This window comes from Agrobacterium sp., from assembly GCF_059499945.1.
The window spans coordinates 1,075,608-1,095,280 of the sequence record NZ_JCABZP010000014.1 but is presented as its reverse complement, the minus strand read 5'-3'; the positions used below and the strand labels follow the sequence as shown (position 1 = coordinate 1,095,280).

Genomic DNA, 19,673 nt, shown 5'->3' with positions numbered 1-19,673 from the left:
CTGCTCCTATCTTTCCAGGGTGAAAAACACGTCTGCATGAATGTCGGCGGTGCGCATGCCGCGCGCCAGAAGCTGCGGCACCGTCGCCTCGATCATGGCCGGCGGTCCGGCAATATAGGCTTTCCAGCCATCGAGATCGTCGAAATCATCCGCCACCGCCGCACCGACATAACCGCACCTGATATCGGCATGGTCTTCATGCGAGAGAACCGGAACGAAGCTCAGATTGCCATGCCGCGCGGCAAGATCTCCGAAGCGGTCGAGCATATAGAGATCACGCTGAGCGCGCGCGCCGAAATAGACATGAACCGGGCGTTCACGGCCCGTTGCAAGTGCTGCCTCGACAACCGCCTTGACGGGGGCAAGCCCCGACCCGCCGGCAATGCCGAGGATGGGCCCACAATGTTTTTCCCGCAGGAACGAAGAACCGAAAGGCCCCACGATCGTCACGGGGTCACCAGCCCTGGCGAGCGAAAAGATGCGGCCGCTCGTCATGCCGCCGGGAACGTGCCGGATGTGAAATTCGATCAATTCCTCATCCACCCGACTGGCGATGGAATAGTCACGCGGCGAACAGTCCGCATAAAGCAGGCGCACATATTGTCCGGGCTTGAAGGCAAACTGCCCGCGCTCGTTGAGCCGGATACGGATGAGCTTGATATCATGTGTCGCATCCACCACTTCCGCCACCACGCCCTCAAAGCGGCCGGTCGGAATATCGGCGATCTCATCCGCCCCATCGAGCCAGCTGATCGTCATGTCGCTTAACGGCACGGCCCGGCAGGCGAGCGTCAGACCATCCGCCTTTTCCTCTTCGGTCAAGGAGAAGGGCGTATGCTTGAGAAGATCGATCTTGCCGGAAATGAGATGCGATTTGCAGGCCCCGCAGCGGCCCATGCGACAGCCATGCGGATAGGTGACGCCAGCGGCCAACGCGGCCTGAAGCACGGTTTCACCCTGCGCCGCCATGATGCTGCGCCCGATCTGCGGCAGATAGATTGTGTTGCCAGGCGTCATCACATCCGCCTCCTATTCGGCCGCTGCGAGCTGCATGCCCGCCGGTCTGTCCACCAGCGGTGCACGGAAGCTTTTCAGGCGCAGCGCGTTCGTCAATACGAAGACGCTGGAAAGCGCCATGGCTCCGGCAGCAAGGACAGGCGACAGCAGAACGCCGTTGACAGGATACAATATTCCAGCCGCCACCGGAACGAGTGCAGCGTTGTAAGCGAAGGCCCAGAACAGATTCTGGCCGATATTGCGGATGGTCGCCTTGGAGAGCGCGATGGCGTTGGCAACACCGCGCAGATCGCCAGACATCAAGACCACATCGGCACTTTCAATCGCGACATCCGTACCCGTGCCGATGGCAAGCCCGACATCGGCCGCAGCAAGCGCCGGTGCATCATTGATCCCATCCCCGACAAAGGCGACACGTCGCCCGCCGGCAGCAAGCCTTTTGACGGCCTCGACCTTGCCGTCGGGCAGCACTTCCGCCACCACCTCATCAATACCGAGACGGCGGGCTATAGCTTCGGCAGTGCGGCGATTGTCACCGGTGATCATCGTGACCTTGAGGCCCAGCGCATGCAGCGCCGCAATCGCCTCCGGGGTCGTCTGCTTGATCGGATCGGCAACGGCGATGATCGCGGCCAGCCTGCCATCGACGGCGGCATAAAGCGGCGACTGCCCTTCCCTGCCCAGCCTTTCGGCATCATCGGCAAACATCGCGACGTCATAACCGAGCTTGATCATGAACCGGTCTGCGCCCGCTTCGACCCTGCGGCCGTCAACCATGGCTGCAACACCAAAACCGGGGGTCGCCTCGAAGCCTTCCGCATTGGCAAGCGTCAGGCCGCCATGTTTCGCCGCCTCGACGATCGCCTCCGCAATCGGATGTTCGGAATGGTTCTCCAGCGAGGCGACGAGGCGAAGCACCTCATCCGCATCGAAGCCCTGCGTCGTGGTGAAATGCACCAGCTTCGGCTTGCCGAGCGTCAGGGTGCCGGTCTTGTCAACGGCAATCACGTCGGCATCGCGCAGCGTCTGAAGCGCATCGCCGCGGCGGAACAGCACGCCCATCTCGGCGGCGCGGCCGGTGCCGACCATGATCGAGGTCGGCGTGGCAAGGCCCATGGCGCAGGGACAGGCGATGATGAGAACCGCAACCGCGTTGACGAGCGCGAAGGTCAAGGCCGGATCAGGCCCAAAGATGAACCAGACGGTGAAAGTGGCGAGTGCGGCCAGCATGACAGCCGGCACGAACCAGTTGGTGACCTTGTCGACCAGCGCCTGAATGGGCAGCTTGTCGGCCTGCGCCTCCTCCACCATGCGGATGATCTGGGCGATCAGCGTATCGGCACCCACCTTGGTTGCACGGAAGGTGAAGGAGCCATTGCGGTTCACCGTGCCGCCGACAACCTCGGAACCCGCCGCCTTGGTGACCGGGACCGGCTCGCCAGTGATCATCGATTCATCGACATAAGAAGAACCGCTGAGAACCAGCCCATCGACCGGCACTTTCTCGCCGGGGCGAACGACGATCACATCGCCGGTGCGCACATCCTGCAACGGCACATCAACGGTTTCGCCATCGCGCAGCACGCGGGCGGACTTCGCCTGCAGGCCGACGAGGCGCTTTATCGCCTCGCTGGTGCGGCCTTTGGCGCGCGCTTCGAGGAATCGGCCGAGAAGGATGAGCGTGACGATAACCGCCGCCGCCTCATAATAGACATTGGCCGTGCCACGCGGCAGGATTTCGGGCAGGAAGGTTGCCACCACCGAAAATCCCCAGGCGGCGGCGGTGCCCAGTACGACGAGCGAATTCATGTCCGGCGCCAGCCTTAGCAGTGCGGGTATGCCCTTTTTAAAGAAGCGCAGGCCGGGCCCGAACAGGACCAGTGTCGTCAGCACAAATTGCAGATACCAGCTTTCCTGCATGCCGACCGTTTCCATCACAAAATCATGGATGGCGGGCACCAGATGCGAGCCCATCTCCAGCACGAAGACTGGCAACGTCAGCGCAGCGGCCACGGCAAGGCTGATTTTCAGGCCGCGCAGTTCCGTAGCGCGTCTATCCTGCTCCACATCACCGGCCTTGTCGGCGATGATTTCGCTCGCCGTATAGCCCGCCCGCTTGATCGCCTCCGCCAGGGTGGCTGCAGAGGCGGCATTGCCGGCAACGCGGATGGTGGCACGCTCGGTCGCCAGATTGACGGTCGCATCGGAAACACCGGAAACAGCCTTCAGCGCCTTTTCAACACGACCGACGCAGGAGGCGCAGGTCATACCCTCGATATCGAGTTCGATGGTTTTTTCTTCGACGCCATACCCAGCATTCCGGACCGCCGCGATCACGGCCGGCACGTCGGGCGATCCGGAAAAGGAGATATCAGCGCGTTCCGTCGCGAGATTGACCGAGGCCTTCAGAACGCCCGGCACCTTGGCAATCGCCTTTTCCACGCGGCCGACACAGGAGGCGCATGTCATGCCATCGATCGCAATCTGGTGACTCGCCCGGATCTCCATTTGTGACATGCGTACGACCCCTCTTTTCTTGTGTTAAAAAAAAGATAGGGCTTCCCATCGTGGCAAGGTCAATAGGTTCTTTTGGGTGATTTTCGAAGAAATATGCCGCTTGCTTGAGCAGGATTATTTTTTGGGCGCACCACTAGGAACAAAAGCAACCAACGCCTGAATATCAACGCGAATTGGCAATCTATCCTTGCCGCATCTGCGCTGCAGGGGCGCACTTTGTTTGTGGGTGAAGGTGGTGCGGACGGCGGGACTTGAACCCGCAAGACCAATGGTCGGCAGATTTTAAGTCTGCTGCGTCTACCGATTTCGCCACGTCCGCATTGCCGCGCCTTGCACCATTGCGGTCAAGTCGCTGCAAAAAGTCGTCATCCTTCGGGTGTCCGGCACGAGGCCTCGATCCCAAACGCGACTGAGCCTCATCTACACAGGCCGGACCGTTTCGGTCAATTGGGCCTTAGCCACACCAGGACTGATTTTTTGCCGATACCGGATGGGCGAGCCCTTCTCGCACGAGTTGATCGGCGAAGGAGACGCCCGAACGCGAAAGCCGTTTGCGTTCCGTGGCTTGCCCGCCCGCAGTCCCGGAAGAGGTCACATCGAAGGCGCCGGCATTCAGCATGTCGCGAAGCCTGACCTTTGCAACGAAACCGCGCTGGCGCTCTTCCATGCAGCGCGCCCGGTCGATCTGCGGAACCTCGATGCCGGCGAGCTGCGTCTTCACGCCCTTCATCCAGAAGGTGTTGCCATCGGCCACGCAATTATTGAGGCCCGAACGGCCGCAGAAGGCAAAGGCGCCGCTTTTTTCACCGAGCGAGATTTTTTCGACCGAAGGACGCGTTTCCGGCAGGATAGCTGCAACCTGGCTCGGCTGCGAGACGGATGGCATGGCGATCGGGCGCGGCGGCACCGGTCCATTGCCGGGCAGAGCCGGCGATGCGGGGCGGATGGATGCGACTTTCTCGGTCGTGACCGCATCGCGCTTGGCGGTTGTCGCGACTTTCGGGGAATTCGCGGCTGAGGATGTCGCCTTCGCAACATGGCGCTGCGGCAGAAGGCTGTCTCGATGTTCGTAAGCCTGAATGCCGCCGGCAACGACGCCCAGCATCAACACCCATGGCCAAACGCTGCCGCCGCTCGATTTCTTCGCCGTGCGGCGTCGTGCTGTCGGTTTTCGGTTGCTCACGATCGGACTCCTTTCAACGGAGCCGCATTATCGGCGAAAGGAGTTTCCGAAAAGTTGGCATTCGCGATCGTTTTCGTTTTTCAGAGAAACGGGAAAACGCTCTAACTCTTTGTTTTCTCGAATTCCCGGATGGGAAACGCTTAAAAGACCTGTGGATAAATCGTCAGCGAACCTGATCGAGCAGGCGTTTGCACTCGAGGAGATCGAACAGGGCTTCCTGCAAAAGCGCCTGGTCGTCCTTGCCGATGCTCGACTTGCCGACCGATATTTCGGCATCGCTGTTGCCGCCGCCGAAGCCGAAAAACCGGCCGCTCGGCTTGGCCTTCGGACGGCCGACAACCTCGTCCCCATCGGTATCGATGACACGCGGCTCGGCGACTTCCTTTTCCCCGCTCGCCGCCATGATGGCTTCCATGGTCGCGAGATCACCGGAGGCGATTGCCGCCACGAAGCGGTTACCATTGGCTTTCAGGAGCTTCTGCACGCCCTTGATGGTGTAGCCATGGTCATAAAGAAGATGACGGATGCCCTTCAGGAGATCGATATCGTCAGGGCGGTAATAACGGCGGCCCCCGCCCCGTTTCATCGGCTTGATCTGCGGAAAACGCGTTTCCCAGAAACGCAGCACATGCTGCGGCAGGTTCAGCTCATCCGCCACTTCACTGATCGTCCGAAACGCGTCGGGGCTTTTATCCAAATTTCCACTCCCATCCGAACCGGAGCACCATGCATCCGGCCGGACACTGAACGAGAACGCTTTTCACCCGCCGGTCAAACACCACGCTAAGTCGGTTACGACCCCGCGCCGACGCCGTTGCGGCGAGATACAAATCACTAAAATTGATTATGATGTGAGTCGACCGGATTTCAACGGCTTGCACGTTGAAATTCAAGTATGTTCACAAGAAGAATGGGGAAAAGGGCTTGCGATATGGCAAAAAAGGCGTGTCGCTACGACCTTGAGTGAGGGATTATGCCCCCGCCTTCTGGCCCTTCTGCTTGGCCTTGCGGGCCGTATGGGCCTTCAGAATCCGCTGCTTCAGCACATTCGAGGCCTTGAAGGTCATGACGCGGCGCGGCGAAATCGGAACTTCCTCACCCGTTTTCGGGTTGCGGCCGATGCGCTCGTTCTTTTCCCTGATCTGGAAAGTTGCGAAGGACGAAAGCTTGACGACCTCGCCGCGGGTGATCGCGTTGCAAATCTCGTCGATGATCGTTTCGACCAGTTCGGCGGATTCGGTGCGGGACAGCCCGACTTTACGAAACACAGATTCTGCAAGATCTGCGCGTGTCACTGTCTTCCCGGCCATTTTTCCCCACAAACCGTGTCTGAATTTTTCTCTAGGAGCCGCCGAGATTATTTCCCTTGTGGCGACCGGTCAAGGGATTGTTCCAGATTCATTTGAGGCTTTCGGCAATCAGTGCAAGGGCTTAGACTGACTGATACGGTTTTGACACAGGCTCGGGTCGCCCGGGCGCTTCTGACCGGGGCGTGAGCGCGAAAATCACAACCGATTTCGCCCCGGCGCCCCGGCAAACGCGCAAATCACGCCCTTACCAGCGCAGCAGCACCGCACCCCAGGTGAAGCCGCCGCCCATGGCCTCCAGCATGACAAGATCGCCCTTCTTGATGCGTCCGTCGCCGGCCGCAACGGCGAGCGCCAGCGGAATGGAGGCGGCCGAGGTATTGCCGTGCTGATCGACGGTGATGACGACCTTTTCCGGGGCGATGTTAAGCTTCTTCGCCGATCCGTCGATGATGCGCTTGTTGGCCTGGTGCGGAACCAGCCAGTCGAGGTCATCAGACGTCGTGCCCGTCGCCTCAAAGGCCTGTTCGATCACGTCGGTGATCATGCCGACGGCGTGCTTGAACACTTCCCGGCCTTCCATGCGCAGATGACCAACGGTACCTGTCGTGGAAGGTCCGCCATCGACATAGAGCTTTTCCTTGTGCGAACCGTCGGAACGCAGCTGCGCGGTCAGAACGCCGCGATCGGCGGACGTCCCCTCGCCTTCGCCGGCTTCAAGAATCAGCGCGCCGGCGCCATCTCCGAAGAGAACGCAGGTGGTGCGGTCCTTCCAGTCGAGAATGCGCGAGAAGGTTTCGGAACCGATCACCAGGACGCGCTTGGCCATGCCGCCGCGAATATAGAGGTCGGCGGTCGATACGGCATAAACGAAGCCGGAACAGACGGCCTGCATGTCGAAGGCGAAGCCGTGGGTCATGCCAAGACGGTTCTGGATGTTCACCGCCGTTGCCGGAAAAGTGTTATCAGGGGTCGAGGTGGCCAGAATGATGAGGTCGATATCATCAGGTGTCAGGCCGGCATTGTCGAGCGCGGCACGCGCAGCAGCTTCGCCGAGGGACGCGGTGGTTTCACCTTCGCCGGCGATATAGCGCTGCTTGATGCCCGTGCGCTGCACGATCCATTCGTCTGATGTCTCGACGACACCTTCGATTTCGCTGTTGGTCATGACACGCTTCGGAAGCGCTGCCCCGAAACCACGAACTATAGAGCGGATCATTCCCTTATTCCTCGTCAGCCACGAGAGCTTCGGGCGCCGGGGGCGGAAGCCGTCTTGCGTGGTAAATCTTCAGATCATTTTCAATCTTGGCCGTCAGGCCGTTGTGAACCATGTCGTAACCGACATCGACAGCCGACGCAAAACCAACGGCGTCCGTACCCCCGTGGCTCTTGATGACAATGCCGTTCAGGCCCAGAAACACGCCGCCATTGACCTTGCGCGGGTCCATTTTTTCCCGAAGCACATCAAAGGCGCTTTTCGCCAGGACATAACCGATCTTGGCGAAGAAGCTGCGCGAGATCGCCTCACGCAGAAGCGTGGTGATCTGGCGCGCCGTGCCTTCTGCGGCTTTGAGCGCAATGTTGCCGGTGAAACCTTCCGTCACCACCACATCCACCGTACCCTTGCCGATATCATCGCCTTCGACGAAACCGCGATAGTCGATGGTGCCGAGATCGGCCTCACGGATAAGCCGTCCGGCCTCACGTACCTCTTCCTGGCCCTTGACTTCCTCGACACCGACATTGAGCAGGCCGACGGTAGGGCGGTCGATATCGAAAAGCGCGCGCGCCATGGCGCCGCCCATCAGGGCAAAATCCAGAAGCTGCTGGGAATCGGCGCCGATCGTCGCACCGATGTCGAGCACGATGCTTTCGCCCTTCAGCGTCGGCCAGATGCCGGCAATCGCCGGTCGTTCCACCCGCGCCATGGTGCGCAAACAGAATTTGGCCATGGCCATCAGCGCGCCGGTATTGCCGGCGGAAACGGCGACATCCGCCTCGCCGAGCTTCACCGCCTCGATGGCGCGCCACATGCTGGAAACATAGCGGCCACGGCGCAGCGCCTGGCTCGGTTTCTCGTCCATGCTGACCGAGACTTCACAATCGTGAAAGACCGACTTTTCCCGAAGTGCGGGATATTGTGCCAGAATGGGGTCGCATTTGCTCTTCTGCCCGTAGAGCAGAAAAGTTACATCGTTGTGCCGTTCAAGCGCCTTGGCGGCACCGGGTATGGCAACATCTGGGCCGAAATCGCCACCCATGACGTCAATTGCAATTCTGATCACTCGTCCCTTATCCTTACTTGCCGCCAATCAAGCGGATTTTGCGCGAAAATACCTTTTCCGGCTCTTGTTACAATAAAATTATTTCAGCCCGGCTGGGCCATTCAGTCTTTTTTCCAATCTTTCAGCACGGCAAAGGGCGATGGGCGCTTTTCTTCTTCGGGCTCTTTTTCAGCCGCTTCGGCAAATTCCGCATCCGCTTTGCGCGGATAGGGATCGATCGCAAGCGCGGCAAATTCGGCAACCACGGCGCCGACATCGATGCTGTCGCCGGTGAACTGATCGGGAATATCGGGGCCATCAGGATCAAGCACGATCTCGCCTTCCTCATTGGTCACCATCCGCGCCAGTTTCGATCCTTCCGGGACGAAAATCTGCTCCACCGTCTCGTCGATCTTGCTCGAGACCGGCTCCAGCGTGACGATGCAGGATTGGGTCACAGCCGCATGCACCTCACCCTTGATCTTCACGCCATCCTTCTTCCAGCGGGAAACCTGCAGCTCCGCCTTCAGATATTCGACGGAAACCACATCCCAGAATTTCGCCAGCGCCTTCAGTTCCTCGGCACTGGCTTCGAGACCAATCCTGACGGGATTGGCGGAAATATGGCCTACCTTTACGGGATAGGAAAAAGGCAGGTCGTCATTTGCGGCGTGTCGCGCGTTCATCGTGAACCTCATCGTAAAGGCAAGGGCAGCGTCAGGCTTCCGGTTGCTATTGTCTCTTCGGACTGGGCGGCAAGGGCTGCGGATGCTTCCATCATCCAGCCCGCCAACCCCTCCATATCAGGGGCCTTGTCGTCTACCTGCGGATATATATTGCGCCGGAGCGCTGCGGCAAGAGCGGGGCGGTCGGAAGCATCCAGCGCCGCCGCGTAGGATTCGAGCCGCCCATAAAACATACCGGCGAATTTCTTCATGCGTTTCGGCACGCCCTGGTCACCGATTCCCAGCTCACGGATGGAATGATCGATATCTTGAAAAAAGGCGTCGACGATCTCCTGGGCGATTTCCTGCCCGCTGACACCTGATGATTTGGTGCGGCGGAAATAGAGAATCATGATCGCCGAGAGCATCTCGAAACGGCCCATGACCGTGTCGGGCACACCGAGGTCAAGATAAAATCCGGGCGTGCGGGCGGCAGCCGTCAAGGTCGCATATTGCCGGTCAACTATGGCGCGATTGTTGTTTTTCTTCTTGAACAGCCCGAATATCATCTTTTTTTTCCGAACCGGACGGGTGAATTCGCTTACCGCCCATCGCACTTGTTGCATGATTGTCAAAGCTGGTTTACCGAAGCATCCACGAATTGCAATGCTGTCACGGTCACGTTCGTCTTTGGGCTGAAACAGTCGAAGAGAACCGGAGGAGTTCCAAAAGGCCGGGAAAGCATTGAATTTGGGGGGTGATCGGGATTTTCCGTCCCCGGATTGACACAATCATGTGCACAGACACTGTGCACCACGCAATGCCGGAAGGTGCCATTCATGATCGCAGTCGGGGAAAAGCAGTTGAGCAAGCAGAAATCCGCAAGTCACGGCAAAATTCTGAGCAAGACCGCCATCGCAATCGTGCTCGCATCCGGCCTGCTTTCCGCCTGCAGCAGCACAACCGATGTGTTCCATAACGGCTATGTCATGGACGAGCAGTCGCTCCAGCTGATCCCTGAGGGTTCCAGCCGTGAGCAGGTTCTGCTGACCATGGGCACGCCCTCCACGACGGCGACCTTCGGCAACGAGGTTTTCTATTACATCTCGCAGAAGCGCGTGCGCCGCGCGGCCTTCATGAAGCCGGCGCTGGTCGAACAGAACATTCTTGCGATCTATTTCAACAAGGACGGCGTCATCGAGCGCAAGGCCAACTACACGCTGCAGGACGGCAAGGTCTTCGACACGATTTCGCGCACAACGCCGACCGGCGGCAAGGACCTCACCTTCCTGCAGCAGCTGCTCTCCGGCGGCACCTCCGGCGCCAACATCGCCAAGAGCATTCTCGGTCAGGGCAACAACACCCCCTGACCTCAGCAGGAACGGAAAAATCAAAGGCCCGGGGATCACTCCCCGGGCCTTTTTCATTCGTCGGAACCTCAGCCCTCAGTGGGCAAGAACAGCAAGCAGCAACAGCGCCACGATATTGGTGATCTTGATCGCCGGGTTGACGGCGGGACCGGCGGTATCCTTGTAGGGATCGCCGACCGTATCACCCGTCACCGACGCCTTGTGGGCGTCCGAACCCTTGACGTGGCGCACGCCGTCCTTGTCGATGAAGCCGTCTTCGAAGCTCTTTTTGGCGTTGTCCCATGCACCGCCACCTGAGGTCATGGAAATCGCCACGAAGAGGCCGTTGATGATGACGCCGAGCAGCGATGCGCCAAGTGCCGCGAAGGCCGACGCCTTGGAGCCCGAAATCAGCAGCACGCCGAAATAAACGACGAGCGGCGCCAGAACCGGCAGGAGCGACGGGATGACCATTTCCTTGATCGCCGCGCGTGTCAGCAGGTCCACGGCCCTGCCATAATCAGGCTTTTCCGTCCCAGCCATGATGCCCGGTTTTTCGCGAAACTGGCGGCGCACTTCCTCGACAATCGAGCTTGCCGCCTTGCCCACCGCCGTCATGGCGATGCCGCCGAAGAGATAGGGGATGAGGCCGCCGAACAGCAGGCCGGCAACCACATAAGGGTTGGCGAGGCTGAAGGAAATCTCGCCTATATCCTTGAAGTAGGGATAAGTATCGCCATTGGCGGCGAAATAGGACAGGTCGTTGGAATAGGCCGCAAACAGCACCAGCGCGCCGAGACCGGCCGAACCGATGGCGTAACCCTTGGTGACGGCCTTGGTGGTGTTGCCGACGGCATCCAGCGCATCCGTCGCCTTGCGCACGTCAGGATCGAGACCGGCCATTTCAGCGATACCACCGGCATTATCAGTCACCGGGCCGAAGGCGTCGAGCGCCACGATCATGCCCGCGAGACCAAGCATGGCGGTGACCGCGATGCCCGTGCCGAACAGGCCGGCCAACTGATAGGTTCCGATGATGCCGCCAACGATGACGAGAGCCGGCAGCGCCGTCGATTCCAGCGAAACCGCAAGGCCCTGGATGACGTTGGTGCCGTGACCGGTGACCGACGCCTGGGCGATGGAGTTGACCGGCCGCTTGTTGGTGCCGGTATAATATTCGGTGATGACGACGATAAGCGCCGTCACGACGAGGCCGACCAATCCGCAGAAGAAGAGGTTGGTGCCGGTGATCTCCATTCCGGCCACCGTGCCCACCACTCCCCAGCCGACCGTCGCATGAGTAGCGACCGCAAGACCGGCAACCGAGAAAACGCCGGTGGCGATGAGCCCTTTGTAGAGCGCGCCCATGATGGAATTGTTGGTGCCGAGCTTCACGAAGAAGGTGCCGGCAATCGAGGTCAGGATGCAGGCGCCGCAAATCGCCAGCGGATAGACCATGGCGCTTTCCAGTATCGGCGTTCCCGCAAAAAAGATCGCGGCAAGAACCATGGTCGCGACCACGGAGACGGCATAGGTCTCGAAGAGGTCTGCCGCCATGCCGGCGCAGTCGCCGACGTTGTCGCCGACATTGTCGGCGATCGTTGCCGGGTTGCGCGGGTCGTCCTCGGGAATGCCGGCCTCGACCTTGCCGACGAGATCGCCGCCGACATCTGCACCCTTGGTGAAGATGCCGCCGCCGAGACGGGCGAAGATGGAGATCAGCGATGCGCCGAAGCCGAGCGACACCAGCGCATCGATCACCTCACGCGATCCGGCCGGATGGCCCATCACCGAGGTCAGGACGAAATAATAGATGGAGACGCCGAGCAGCGCGAGACCTGCGACCAGCATGCCGGTGATGGCGCCCGACTTGAAGGCGATATCGAGACCGGCGGAAAGGCTGTGGGACGCCGCCTGCGCGGTGCGCAGATTGGCGCGCACCGACACATGCATGCCGACGAAACCGGCCGCGCCCGAAAGCACCGCGCCGATGAGGAAGCCGATGGCCGCCATGGCCGATAGCAGATACCAGGCAAGAACAGCGACGATCAATCCGACGACGGCGATGGTGAGATATTGACGGGTGAGATAAGCCTGCGCACCTTCACGGATAAAACCTGCTATTTCACGCATACGCTCGTTGCCCTGATCGGCATCGAGAACGCTTTTGGTGGCCCATACCGCGTAAACCACGGACAGGACACCGCATAAAATTACTATGGGTATTACGGTCATGCGCACTTACCTCCCAAAAGGCCGGGTCTCACTCCCTCCCCGGCGCGGCGAAACCTTGTGCAGGGAGATGCGGACGGCCTGTCCCAAATCCCGTCTTGGGCATTTGTTCCCCTCCCAAGGAAAAATGTCCTCGGAGCGGAGATTGCGTTGGCGCAAGGTGCCGCGTCAAGCCCACAAATTTGCCTGAAACTTGAAAGGCGTAGAGAGCGGCGCAGAACTCAGGCGGCTTTTTTTTGCTTCGTGAGGATGAGCGACAGGACGAGCAGGAGGCAAAGCCCGGCAACCGGCCAGATGACGAGGTTCATCACCGACCAGCCCCAGGCCGTAAACACCTTGCCGGAAGAGAAGGACGACAACGCCACCGTGCCGAAGAGCACGATATCATGGAAGCCCTGCACCTTGTCCGCCTCATGCGGGCGGTAGCTTGACGTGATGATGGCGGTTGCACCGATGAAACCGAAATTCCAGCCGAGGCCAAGCAAAATGAGCGCCGCCCAGAAATTCCACAGCTCTATGCCCATATGGGCGACAATGGCGCAGGCCATCAGCACGATGAGGCCGCAAGCAACGATTTTTTCCGCGCCGATTCGGGAAATCAGCATGCCGGTGAAGAAGCTCGGGCCGAACATGGCCAGCACATGCCACTGGATGCCGAGCGTGGCGAGTTCGGTCGGGAAACCGCAGCCGATCACCATGGCAAGCGGTGCGCCCGTCATCATGAAGGTCATCAACGCATAAGAGCCGATGCCGCAGATCATGCCGGTGACGAAACGCTGCGTGCGGACAATCTCCGAAAGCGGCCTCACCGATTCGACATGGGCGGTGGCAGCCTTGGGGTCGGGCAATTTCAGAAACGCCAGAATGGCAATCGAAACGAGGCCGAGCGGAACGAGGGCCAGAAAAGCGCCGGCAAAGGTAACCGGCGCAAGTAAATCCTTGCCGAAGATGGCGAGTTGCGGCCCGACGATGGCGGAAATGATGCCGCCAGCCAGAATCCAGGAGATCGCCTTCGGTTTGTAGAAGGATGGCGAGGCATCGGCTGCGGCGAAGCGGATTTTCTGCGTGAAACCGCCAGAAATGCCAATCAGCAGCAGGCCCACGGCAAACAGCCAGAAATCCGACCGGAAGAGCGCCACCGCAGCAATGCCGCCGCCGATGGAGCACATCAGCGCGCCGACCATGAAGCCTGCCTTGCGGCCAAGAAAGCGGGAGGCGGCCGCCACGCAGATCGCGCCGAGCGCGACACCGACATTAAAGCCGGTGAGCGGCGCGGTTGCCAGTGACTTGTCCGCACCGAGCAGCTGATAACCGGCAAGCGCGCCGACCGAAAAGCTCAAGGGCGCGGCCGATCCCATGATCGCCTGCGCCATGGTGAGAAGGAAGACGTTGCGCTTCGCCTCGTCCAGTTGAACTTCAAGTCCGGGGAGGGAAACTGCGCTCATCTCTTCCTCACCTGTTTTACTTCAGCGTTTTGCCTCGCCGCGCACCTGCTTGGCAATGCGGTCCAGAACCGCATTCACCAGCTTAGGCTCGTCATGCTCGAAGAAAGCACGGGCGATTTCAACATATTCCGTGACGATGACGGCGACCGGCACGTCCTTGCGCTCGAGAATCTCGAAAGCGCCGGCACGCAGGATGGCGCGCACGGTGGCATCGAGGCGCGACAGCGGCCAATCTTCCAGAAGGGCGGAGCGCACCAAGGGGTCGATCTTCGTCTGATCGCGCACCACACCGGCGACGATCGAACGGAACCACGAAGGGTCAGCCTTCAGGTAGGTATCGCCATCGACTTCCTGGCCGAGACGATGCGCCTCATATTCGGCGACGACTTCCATCACGCCGGTTCCGCCGACATCCATCTGGTAAAGCGCCTGCACGGCCGCAAGGCGGGCCGCGCCGCGCTGGTTGGCGGGCTTTACCGAAGGCTGGCGCGGTTCGCCGCCATTATCAACATTCGACATGCGTTCAGCCACCCAGTTTTTTCTTGAGCTTGATCATGGTCAGCGCCGCGCGGGCGGCGAAACCGCCCTTGTCCTTGTCGGAACGGCGTACACGCGCCCAGGCCTGCTCGTCATTCTCGACGGTGAGGATGCCGTTGCCGATCGGCAGCGATTCGCTGACCGCGAGGTCCATCAGCGCGCGGGAGGATTCGTTGGCGACGATGTCGAAGTGGTAAGTCTCGCCGCGAATGACCATGCCAAGCGCGACAAAACCGTCATATTCCGTGCCGTCATTGTCTGCACCGTCAAGCGCCATGGCGATGGCGGCAGGGATTTCCAGCGCGCCGGGAACGGTGATGACGTCATAGGTGGCGCCGGCTTCATCGAGCGCGAATTTCGCGCCTTCGAGAAGAGCATCGGCCATATCGTTGTAAAAACGTGCTTCCACGATAAGAAGATGAGGTTTGGACATGTGAGGGTTCCTGGGGATTTTCCCGAAAAGCTTAACGCCGGATCATACCGGCTTTTGCGGCGGTCAAACCACGGCTGACTGTTTTTGGCAAGTAATTTCATATGTCAGCGGCGCAAGGGGCCGCTTCTGCAGGGCACTTGGCCGGGTTTTGCACCTCCCGGCGCGGCTCCGCGAGAATCAGGTTTTCTGGAAGGCCAGATGGACGCCGAGCCCCATCAGCACCGTTCCGGCAGCGCGGCGGACAAGCATCTGCACCGCGCTGGAACGCTTCAAACGCCCGACCATCGCCCCTGCCAGAAGCACGCCGACCAGATCGGCAGAGGAAAAGATGAAATTGACGGCGATGCCGAGGATCAGCAATTGCAGCCAGACTGGAAAGGCTGCTGCCGGATCGACGAATTGCGGTAGAAAGGCTAGAAAGAACAGCGCGGTCTTCGGATTGAGCACATCGATGATGATGCTGTCGAAAAAGGCGCGGCGCGCCGACTTCGGCTCGATGGTCAGATTGACCGCCTCACCTTCAAGCTTGCTGCGCAGCATCGAAAAACCGAGCCATACGAGATAAAGCGCGCCGCAGAGCTTCACGGCGAGATAGAGCCAGGGAACGGCCTGAAACAGCACCGAAAGCCCCGCCGCAGAGGCAAAAATGTGGAAATAGCAGCCGACATGGATGCCAAGCACCGCCATCAGCCCGGCAAACCGGCCGCGCGCCATGGTCTGCGCCGCCGCATAAAGCATGGCCGGACCGGGGATATAGGCGAACAAAGCGGTGGTTACGAAAAAGGCTGTCAGCAGTTCAAAAGACGGCATGATGTATGTCCCCTACCCCCGTTTGGATGAAAACGGCTGAAGAGACGTCTTATAGTGTTTTGAGCTTCATCGGAAGCAAGGCAGCGACCATTATGCGATTTGGCGTACTCGTCGCTTCCGTTCCGTCATGCCGGCTTTGAGTCGGAATGACGGGAGGAGGAGGCGTCAGCGGGCACAATAACCCGCCGAGTCACCTTTTCGGTTTACGCCGACGGAAATTCCGCAAGCCTTGCGGCATAACGCGCCATGGTGTCGACCTCGAAATTGACGAAATCGCCCGGCTGACGTTCGCCCCAGGTGGTGACGGTGAGCGTATGGCGGATCAGCAGAACGTCAAAATCCGTGCCTTCGACGGCGTTGACGGTCAGCGAGGTGCCATCGAGCGCAATGGAACCCTTAGGCGCCACAAATTTCGCCAGATGCTCCGGGGCGCGCAGGCGGATACGCACCGCCTCACCTTCCGGTTCGACAGCCAATATTTCCGCCTTGCCGTCGACATGGCCGGAGACGATGTGGCCGCCAAGCTCGTCGCCGATCTTGAGCGCCCGCTCGAGATTGACGTGAGTACCCTTCTGCCAGCTGGCGATCGTCGTCAGGCGCAGCGCCTCTTCCCAGGCCTCGACTTCGTACCAGCGCTCGTTGCTGCCATCATCAGGCAGCCTCGTCACCGTCAGGCACACGCCGCCATGGGAGATGGACGCCCCCATATCGATGGTCTTGGGATCGTAATTCGTCGCCACCCGCAGACGAATGCCTTCAGCCAGGGCTTCCAGCTCGGAAACGGTTCCGACGTCGGTGACAATTCCGGTAAACATCAAATTGGCCTTTCATAATCGAAGCAGCGATCCGGCCCATAGGCGGTTTCGCTGATCAGCGCATAATCGCCCGTGATATCGGCACGGTTGAGCGGCGTTTCAATGCCGCCCTCACCGATCACAACAGGGCTTTCGAACAGCATGATACGGTCCACCAGCCCGGCTTCAAGGAATGATTTTGCGGCAAAGGCGCCGCCTTCGACCAGAAGTTCCGACATGCCGCTTTCGGCGAGGATGTGGAGGAGGTTTTCGAGCGTGGAGGCTTCGAGGATCTGGATGCCGGCGTCGGTCAGTAGTTGGCGCTTTGACTCGGAGCTACCCCCCTCTGCCCTGCCGGGCATCTCCCCCTCAAGGGGGGAGATCGATGGGGCGCTACCTTGCCCGACATTGAAGGTAGACGAATGAGAGGTGGAGTCGAAACTTGAGCGAGCGGCCAGCCCCTTGCCGATCTCCCCCCTTGAGGGGGAGATGCCCGGCAGGGCAGAGGGGGGTAACGCCGCAATCACCACCGGAACTTCGCGCGCCGTCTTCACCAGCTTCGATGTCAGCGGCAATTCAAAATGTCGGTCTAGCACGATGCGCACCGGCGAACGCTCCTCCAAACCGGCAACGCGCACTGTCAGTTCCGGATCATCCGCAATCGCAGTCCCGATACCCACAAGAATGCAATCACAGCGCGCCCGGAGTTCATGCACGGCGTGGCGAGCCTCATGCCCGGTGATCGCCACCTGCCCCTCGCCTCTCCTGCCGATCATACCATCGGCGGAAATGGCAAGCTTCAGAATCACATGCGGGCGTTTTTTCATCTGCCGTGTGAGGTAACCGGCAAGCGCTCTCTTGCCTTCGTCGCGCAGCAGGCCGGTTTCCACGACAATGCCCGCATCGCGCAGGATGGAGTAACCACGGCCGGAAACCCGCTCATCCGGATCATCCACCGCCACCACGACACGGGCGACGCCGTATTCCACCAGCGCATTGGCGCAGGGCGGGGTTTTGCCCCAATGGGAACAGGGTTCGAGCGTGACATAGGCGGTTGCGCCACGGGCCGCCTCGCCGGCGATTTCCAGCGCCTGGCGTTCGGCATGGGGCCGGCCGCCGATGGCCGTCACCGCTTCGGCGATGATTTGTCCGTCCTTGACGAGGACGCAGCCGACCGAGGGATTGGTCAGCGTCTGACCCTGGTGGCGAAGCGAAACCTCGATGGCCCGCGCCATGAATTTTTCGTCATCGGCACGGCTCGTCACGTCTATGCTCCACCGTCCGTATCACGGGCGATCTTGGCGTTGATTTCGGCAATCACGTTCTCGAAATCCTCGGCGTGGCTGAAATCGCGATAGACCGAGGCGTAACGCACAAAGGCCACGTCATCGAGGCTTTTCAGCGCTTCCAGAACCTGCAGGCCGATTTCTTCCGAGGGAATTTCCGTCTCGCCGGAACTTTCCAGACGACGAGCGATGCCGGAGACGGCCCGCTCGATCCGGTCGCGGTCAACCGGGCGCTTGCGCAGCGCGATCTCGAAGGATCGCACCAGTTTTTCCCGGTCGAAGGGCAGCTTGCGGCCGCTTTTCTTGATGACCATCAGCTCGCGCAATTGCACGCGCTCATAGGTCGTGAAGCGACCGCCGCAATCCGGGCAGATGCGCCGCCGGCGGATGGAGGTATTGTCCTCCGCCGGACGCGAGTCCTTGACCTGTGTGTCTTCGGAACCGCAGAATGGGCAGCGCATCGTCTCTTTTCCTTACATATACGGATACATCGGGAAACGGTCCGTCAGGCCGACGACCTTTTCACGTACCGCAGCTTCAACGGCAGCGTTGCCCTCATCCGAATTGGCAACCTTCAGACCATCGAGAACCTCGACGATCAGCTTGCCGATTTCGCGGAATTCCGCTTCCTTGAAACCGCGCGTCGTGCCGGCCGGCGTGCCGAGACGCACACCCGAGGTGACGAAGGGCTTTTCCGGATCGAAAGGAATACCGTTCTTGTTGCAGGTGACGTAAGCGCGGCCGAGTGCTGCTTCCGCACGCTTGCCGGTGGCGTTCTTCTTGCGAAGATCGACCAGCATCAGGTGGTTGTCGGTGCCGCCTGAGACCACGTCCAGACCGCCTTCGATCAACGTTTCGGCCAGCGCCTTGGCGTTCTTGACGACCTGTGCGGCATAGTCCTTGAATTCCGGCTGCAACGCTTCACCGAAGGCGACTGCCTTGGCGGCGATGACGTGCATCAGCGGGCCGCCCTGAAGACCGGGGAAAACGGCGGAGTTGAACTTCTTGGCCAGATCCTCGTCATTGGTGAGGATCATGCCGCCACGCGGGCCGCGCAGCGACTTGTGCGTCGTCGTCGTGGCAACGTGGCAATGCGGGAACGGCGACGGATGCTGGCCACCGGCAACGAGGCCGGCGATGTGGGCCATATCGACCATCAGATAGGCACCGACTTCATCGGCAATCTCGCGGAAACGCTTCCAGTCCCAGATACGGGAATAGGCGGTGCCGCCAGCGAGGATAAGCTTCGGCCGGGTTTCCTTGGCCTTGCGCTCCACTTCGTCCATGTCGAGCAGGTTGTCGCCTTCACGCACGCCGTAAGACACGACGTTGAACCACTTGCCGGACATGTTGACCGGCGAACCGTGCGTCAAATGGCCTCCCGAGTTCAGGTCGAGACCCATGAAAGTGTCGCCCGGCTGCAAGAGCGCGAGGAACACGGCCTGGTTCATCTGCGAACCGGAATTCGGCTGGACGTTGGCGAAGTTGACGCCGAACAGCTTCTTGGCGCGCTCAATGGCAAGCTCTTCAGCGATGTCTACGAACTGGCAGCCGCCATAATAACGCTTGCCCGGATAACCTTCGGCATATTTGTTGGTCATGATCGAACCCTGCGCTTCAAGCACGGCGCGGGAAACGATGTTTTCCGAGGCGATCAGTTCGATCTCGTGGCGCTGGCGACCCAGTTCCTTCTCGATCGCGCCGAAAATATCCGGATCGACTTCGGCAAGCGGACGGGAGAAGAAAGCATCTGTGTTCGACATGGTGAAGGCTCCTGAAACAGTAATGCGATGGCGTCTTAGCGCCCTGCCCGAACAAGAGCAATACGGGCAGC

Annotated in this window: 19 protein-coding genes and 1 tRNA gene; 1 reads left to right on the top strand and 19 read right to left on the bottom strand. The window is 60.2% G+C overall.

All coding sequences use genetic code 11. From position 1 onward, the window contains the following. Positions 1-6 precede the first annotated feature (6 nt). From AC5I5B_RS17105 to AC5I5B_RS17060, 10 genes are all read right to left on the bottom strand, one after another. Positions 7-1,017, bottom strand: coding sequence for a 2Fe-2S iron-sulfur cluster-binding protein (locus AC5I5B_RS17105; RefSeq protein WP_495752755.1), 1,011 nt, complete (start codon positions 1,015-1,017; stop codon positions 7-9). A gap of 12 nt (positions 1,018-1,029) precedes the next feature. After that, positions 1,030-3,534: a heavy metal translocating P-type ATPase gene (locus tag AC5I5B_RS17100; protein WP_111817221.1), complete on the bottom strand. Its 2,505-nt coding sequence runs from the start codon at positions 3,532-3,534 to the stop codon at positions 1,030-1,032. Positions 3,535-3,767: 233 nt separating this feature from the next. Beyond that, positions 3,768-3,853, bottom strand: a tRNA-Leu gene (locus AC5I5B_RS17095). 135 nt (positions 3,854-3,988) lie between these two features. Continuing rightward, the gene (locus AC5I5B_RS17090; protein WP_020810782.1) at positions 3,989-4,717 is read right to left on the bottom strand and encodes a thermonuclease family protein; all 729 of its coding nucleotides are present in this window, start codon (positions 4,715-4,717) and stop codon (positions 3,989-3,991) included. Between the two features lie 163 nt (positions 4,718-4,880). After that, the gene (locus tag AC5I5B_RS17085) at positions 4,881-5,414 is read right to left on the bottom strand and encodes a MerR family transcriptional regulator (protein WP_003502237.1); all 534 of its coding nucleotides are present in this window, start codon (positions 5,412-5,414) and stop codon (positions 4,881-4,883) included. 274 nt (positions 5,415-5,688) lie between these two features. Beyond that, positions 5,689-6,027 carry an integration host factor subunit alpha gene (locus AC5I5B_RS17080; RefSeq protein ID WP_003502236.1) on the bottom strand — a complete coding sequence of 113 codons (339 nt, stop codon included), beginning with the start codon at positions 6,025-6,027 and terminating at the stop codon, positions 5,689-5,691. A gap of 244 nt (positions 6,028-6,271) precedes the next feature. Next, a complete protein-coding gene (locus AC5I5B_RS17075) occupies positions 6,272-7,243 on the bottom strand; it encodes a beta-ketoacyl-ACP synthase III (RefSeq protein WP_111834293.1) in 972 nt (323 codons plus the stop codon). Positions 7,244-7,247: 4 nt separating this feature from the next. Beyond that, a complete protein-coding gene (gene plsX / locus AC5I5B_RS17070) occupies positions 7,248-8,309 on the bottom strand; it encodes a phosphate acyltransferase PlsX (RefSeq protein ID WP_026363445.1) in 1,062 nt (353 codons plus the stop codon). A 101-nt stretch (positions 8,310-8,410) separates the two neighbouring features. Further along, complete coding sequence (locus AC5I5B_RS17065; protein ID WP_003502233.1) at positions 8,411-8,974, bottom strand: YceD family protein; 564 nt, start codon at positions 8,972-8,974, stop codon at positions 8,411-8,413. 8 nt (positions 8,975-8,982) lie between these two features. Beyond that, positions 8,983-9,522: a ubiquinol-cytochrome C chaperone family protein gene (locus tag AC5I5B_RS17060; RefSeq protein WP_060724066.1), complete on the bottom strand. Its 540-nt coding sequence runs from the start codon at positions 9,520-9,522 to the stop codon at positions 8,983-8,985. Between the two features lie 270 nt (positions 9,523-9,792). On the opposite strand from AC5I5B_RS17060, the gene AC5I5B_RS17055 reads away from it, so the two are divergent. After that, positions 9,793-10,323, top strand: coding sequence for an outer membrane protein assembly factor BamE (locus AC5I5B_RS17055; protein ID WP_003502231.1), 531 nt, complete (start codon positions 9,793-9,795; stop codon positions 10,321-10,323). 75 nt (positions 10,324-10,398) lie between these two features. On the opposite strand, the gene AC5I5B_RS17050 is transcribed toward AC5I5B_RS17055, so the two are convergent. The 9 genes from AC5I5B_RS17050 to glyA all read right to left on the bottom strand — a co-directional run bounded on the left by AC5I5B_RS17050 (position 10,399) and on the right by glyA (position 19,602). Continuing rightward, positions 10,399-12,537 (bottom strand): sodium-translocating pyrophosphatase, encoded by a 2,139-nt coding sequence (locus tag AC5I5B_RS17050; RefSeq protein ID WP_111834292.1) that lies wholly within the window; start codon positions 12,535-12,537, stop codon positions 10,399-10,401. A 218-nt stretch (positions 12,538-12,755) separates the two neighbouring features. After that, positions 12,756-13,979 (bottom strand): MFS transporter, encoded by a 1,224-nt coding sequence (locus tag AC5I5B_RS17045; protein WP_111834291.1) that lies wholly within the window; start codon positions 13,977-13,979, stop codon positions 12,756-12,758. Positions 13,980-14,000: 21 nt separating this feature from the next. Then, complete coding sequence (nusB, locus tag AC5I5B_RS17040; RefSeq protein ID WP_031233928.1) at positions 14,001-14,498, bottom strand: transcription antitermination factor NusB; 498 nt, start codon at positions 14,496-14,498, stop codon at positions 14,001-14,003. A 4-nt stretch (positions 14,499-14,502) separates the two neighbouring features. Further along, positions 14,503-14,949, bottom strand: coding sequence for a 6,7-dimethyl-8-ribityllumazine synthase (gene ribH / locus AC5I5B_RS17035; protein WP_111834290.1), 447 nt, complete (start codon positions 14,947-14,949; stop codon positions 14,503-14,505). Between the two features lie 177 nt (positions 14,950-15,126). Continuing rightward, the gene (locus tag AC5I5B_RS17030; protein ID WP_099085492.1) at positions 15,127-15,759 is read right to left on the bottom strand and encodes a LysE family translocator; all 633 of its coding nucleotides are present in this window, start codon (positions 15,757-15,759) and stop codon (positions 15,127-15,129) included. Positions 15,760-15,962: 203 nt separating this feature from the next. Continuing rightward, positions 15,963-16,574, bottom strand: coding sequence for a riboflavin synthase (locus AC5I5B_RS17025; RefSeq protein ID WP_003502222.1), 612 nt, complete (start codon positions 16,572-16,574; stop codon positions 15,963-15,965). Beyond that, positions 16,574-17,818 carry a bifunctional diaminohydroxyphosphoribosylaminopyrimidine deaminase/5-amino-6-(5-phosphoribosylamino)uracil reductase RibD gene (gene ribD / locus AC5I5B_RS17020; RefSeq protein WP_099085494.1) on the bottom strand — a complete coding sequence of 415 codons (1,245 nt, stop codon included), beginning with the start codon at positions 17,816-17,818 and terminating at the stop codon, positions 16,574-16,576. The genes AC5I5B_RS17025 and ribD overlap by 1 nt, the downstream gene beginning before the upstream one ends. Before the next feature lie 2 nt (positions 17,819-17,820). After that, entirely contained in the window at positions 17,821-18,300 is a 480-nt protein-coding gene (nrdR, locus tag AC5I5B_RS17015; RefSeq protein ID WP_003502218.1) for a transcriptional regulator NrdR, read from the bottom strand. 12 nt (positions 18,301-18,312) lie between these two features. Continuing rightward, positions 18,313-19,602, bottom strand: coding sequence for a serine hydroxymethyltransferase (glyA, locus tag AC5I5B_RS17010; RefSeq protein WP_003512506.1), 1,290 nt, complete (start codon positions 19,600-19,602; stop codon positions 18,313-18,315). Positions 19,603-19,673: the final 71 nt, after the last annotated feature.

What these genes read in the sequence shown, in the direction of transcription:
- AC5I5B_RS17105 (WP_495752755.1), bottom strand. Translation starts at nt 1,017, where the DNA reads ATGACGCCTGGCAACACAATCTATCTGCCGCAGATCGGGCGCAGCATC.
- AC5I5B_RS17100 (WP_111817221.1), bottom strand. Translation starts at nt 3,534, where the DNA reads ATGTCACAAATGGAGATCCGGGCGAGTCACCAGATTGCGATCGATGGC.
- AC5I5B_RS17080 (WP_003502236.1), bottom strand. Translation starts at nt 6,027, where the DNA reads ATGGCCGGGAAGACAGTGACACGCGCAGATCTTGCAGAATCTGTGTTT.
- AC5I5B_RS17075 (WP_111834293.1), bottom strand. Translation starts at nt 7,243, where the DNA reads ATGATCCGCTCTATAGTTCGTGGTTTCGGGGCAGCGCTTCCGAAGCGT.
- AC5I5B_RS17065 (WP_003502233.1), bottom strand. Translation starts at nt 8,974, where the DNA reads ATGAACGCGCGACACGCCGCAAATGACGACCTGCCTTTTTCCTATCCC.
- AC5I5B_RS17060 (WP_060724066.1), bottom strand. Translation starts at nt 9,522, where the DNA reads ATGATATTCGGGCTGTTCAAGAAGAAAAACAACAATCGCGCCATAGTT.
- AC5I5B_RS17055 (WP_003502231.1), top strand. Translation starts at nt 9,793, where the DNA reads ATGATCGCAGTCGGGGAAAAGCAGTTGAGCAAGCAGAAATCCGCAAGT.
- AC5I5B_RS17050 (WP_111834292.1), bottom strand. Translation starts at nt 12,537, where the DNA reads ATGACCGTAATACCCATAGTAATTTTATGCGGTGTCCTGTCCGTGGTT.
- AC5I5B_RS17045 (WP_111834291.1), bottom strand. Translation starts at nt 13,979, where the DNA reads ATGAGCGCAGTTTCCCTCCCCGGACTTGAAGTTCAACTGGACGAGGCG.
- nusB (WP_031233928.1), bottom strand. Translation starts at nt 14,498, where the DNA reads ATGTCGAATGTTGATAATGGCGGCGAACCGCGCCAGCCTTCGGTAAAG.
- ribH (WP_111834290.1), bottom strand. Translation starts at nt 14,949, where the DNA reads ATGTCCAAACCTCATCTTCTTATCGTGGAAGCACGTTTTTACAACGAT.
- AC5I5B_RS17030 (WP_099085492.1), bottom strand. Translation starts at nt 15,759, where the DNA reads ATGCCGTCTTTTGAACTGCTGACAGCCTTTTTCGTAACCACCGCTTTG.
- AC5I5B_RS17025 (WP_003502222.1), bottom strand. Translation starts at nt 16,574, where the DNA reads ATGTTTACCGGAATTGTCACCGACGTCGGAACCGTTTCCGAGCTGGAA.
- nrdR (WP_003502218.1), bottom strand. Translation starts at nt 18,300, where the DNA reads ATGCGCTGCCCATTCTGCGGTTCCGAAGACACACAGGTCAAGGACTCG.
- glyA (WP_003512506.1), bottom strand. Translation starts at nt 19,602, where the DNA reads ATGTCGAACACAGATGCTTTCTTCTCCCGTCCGCTTGCCGAAGTCGAT.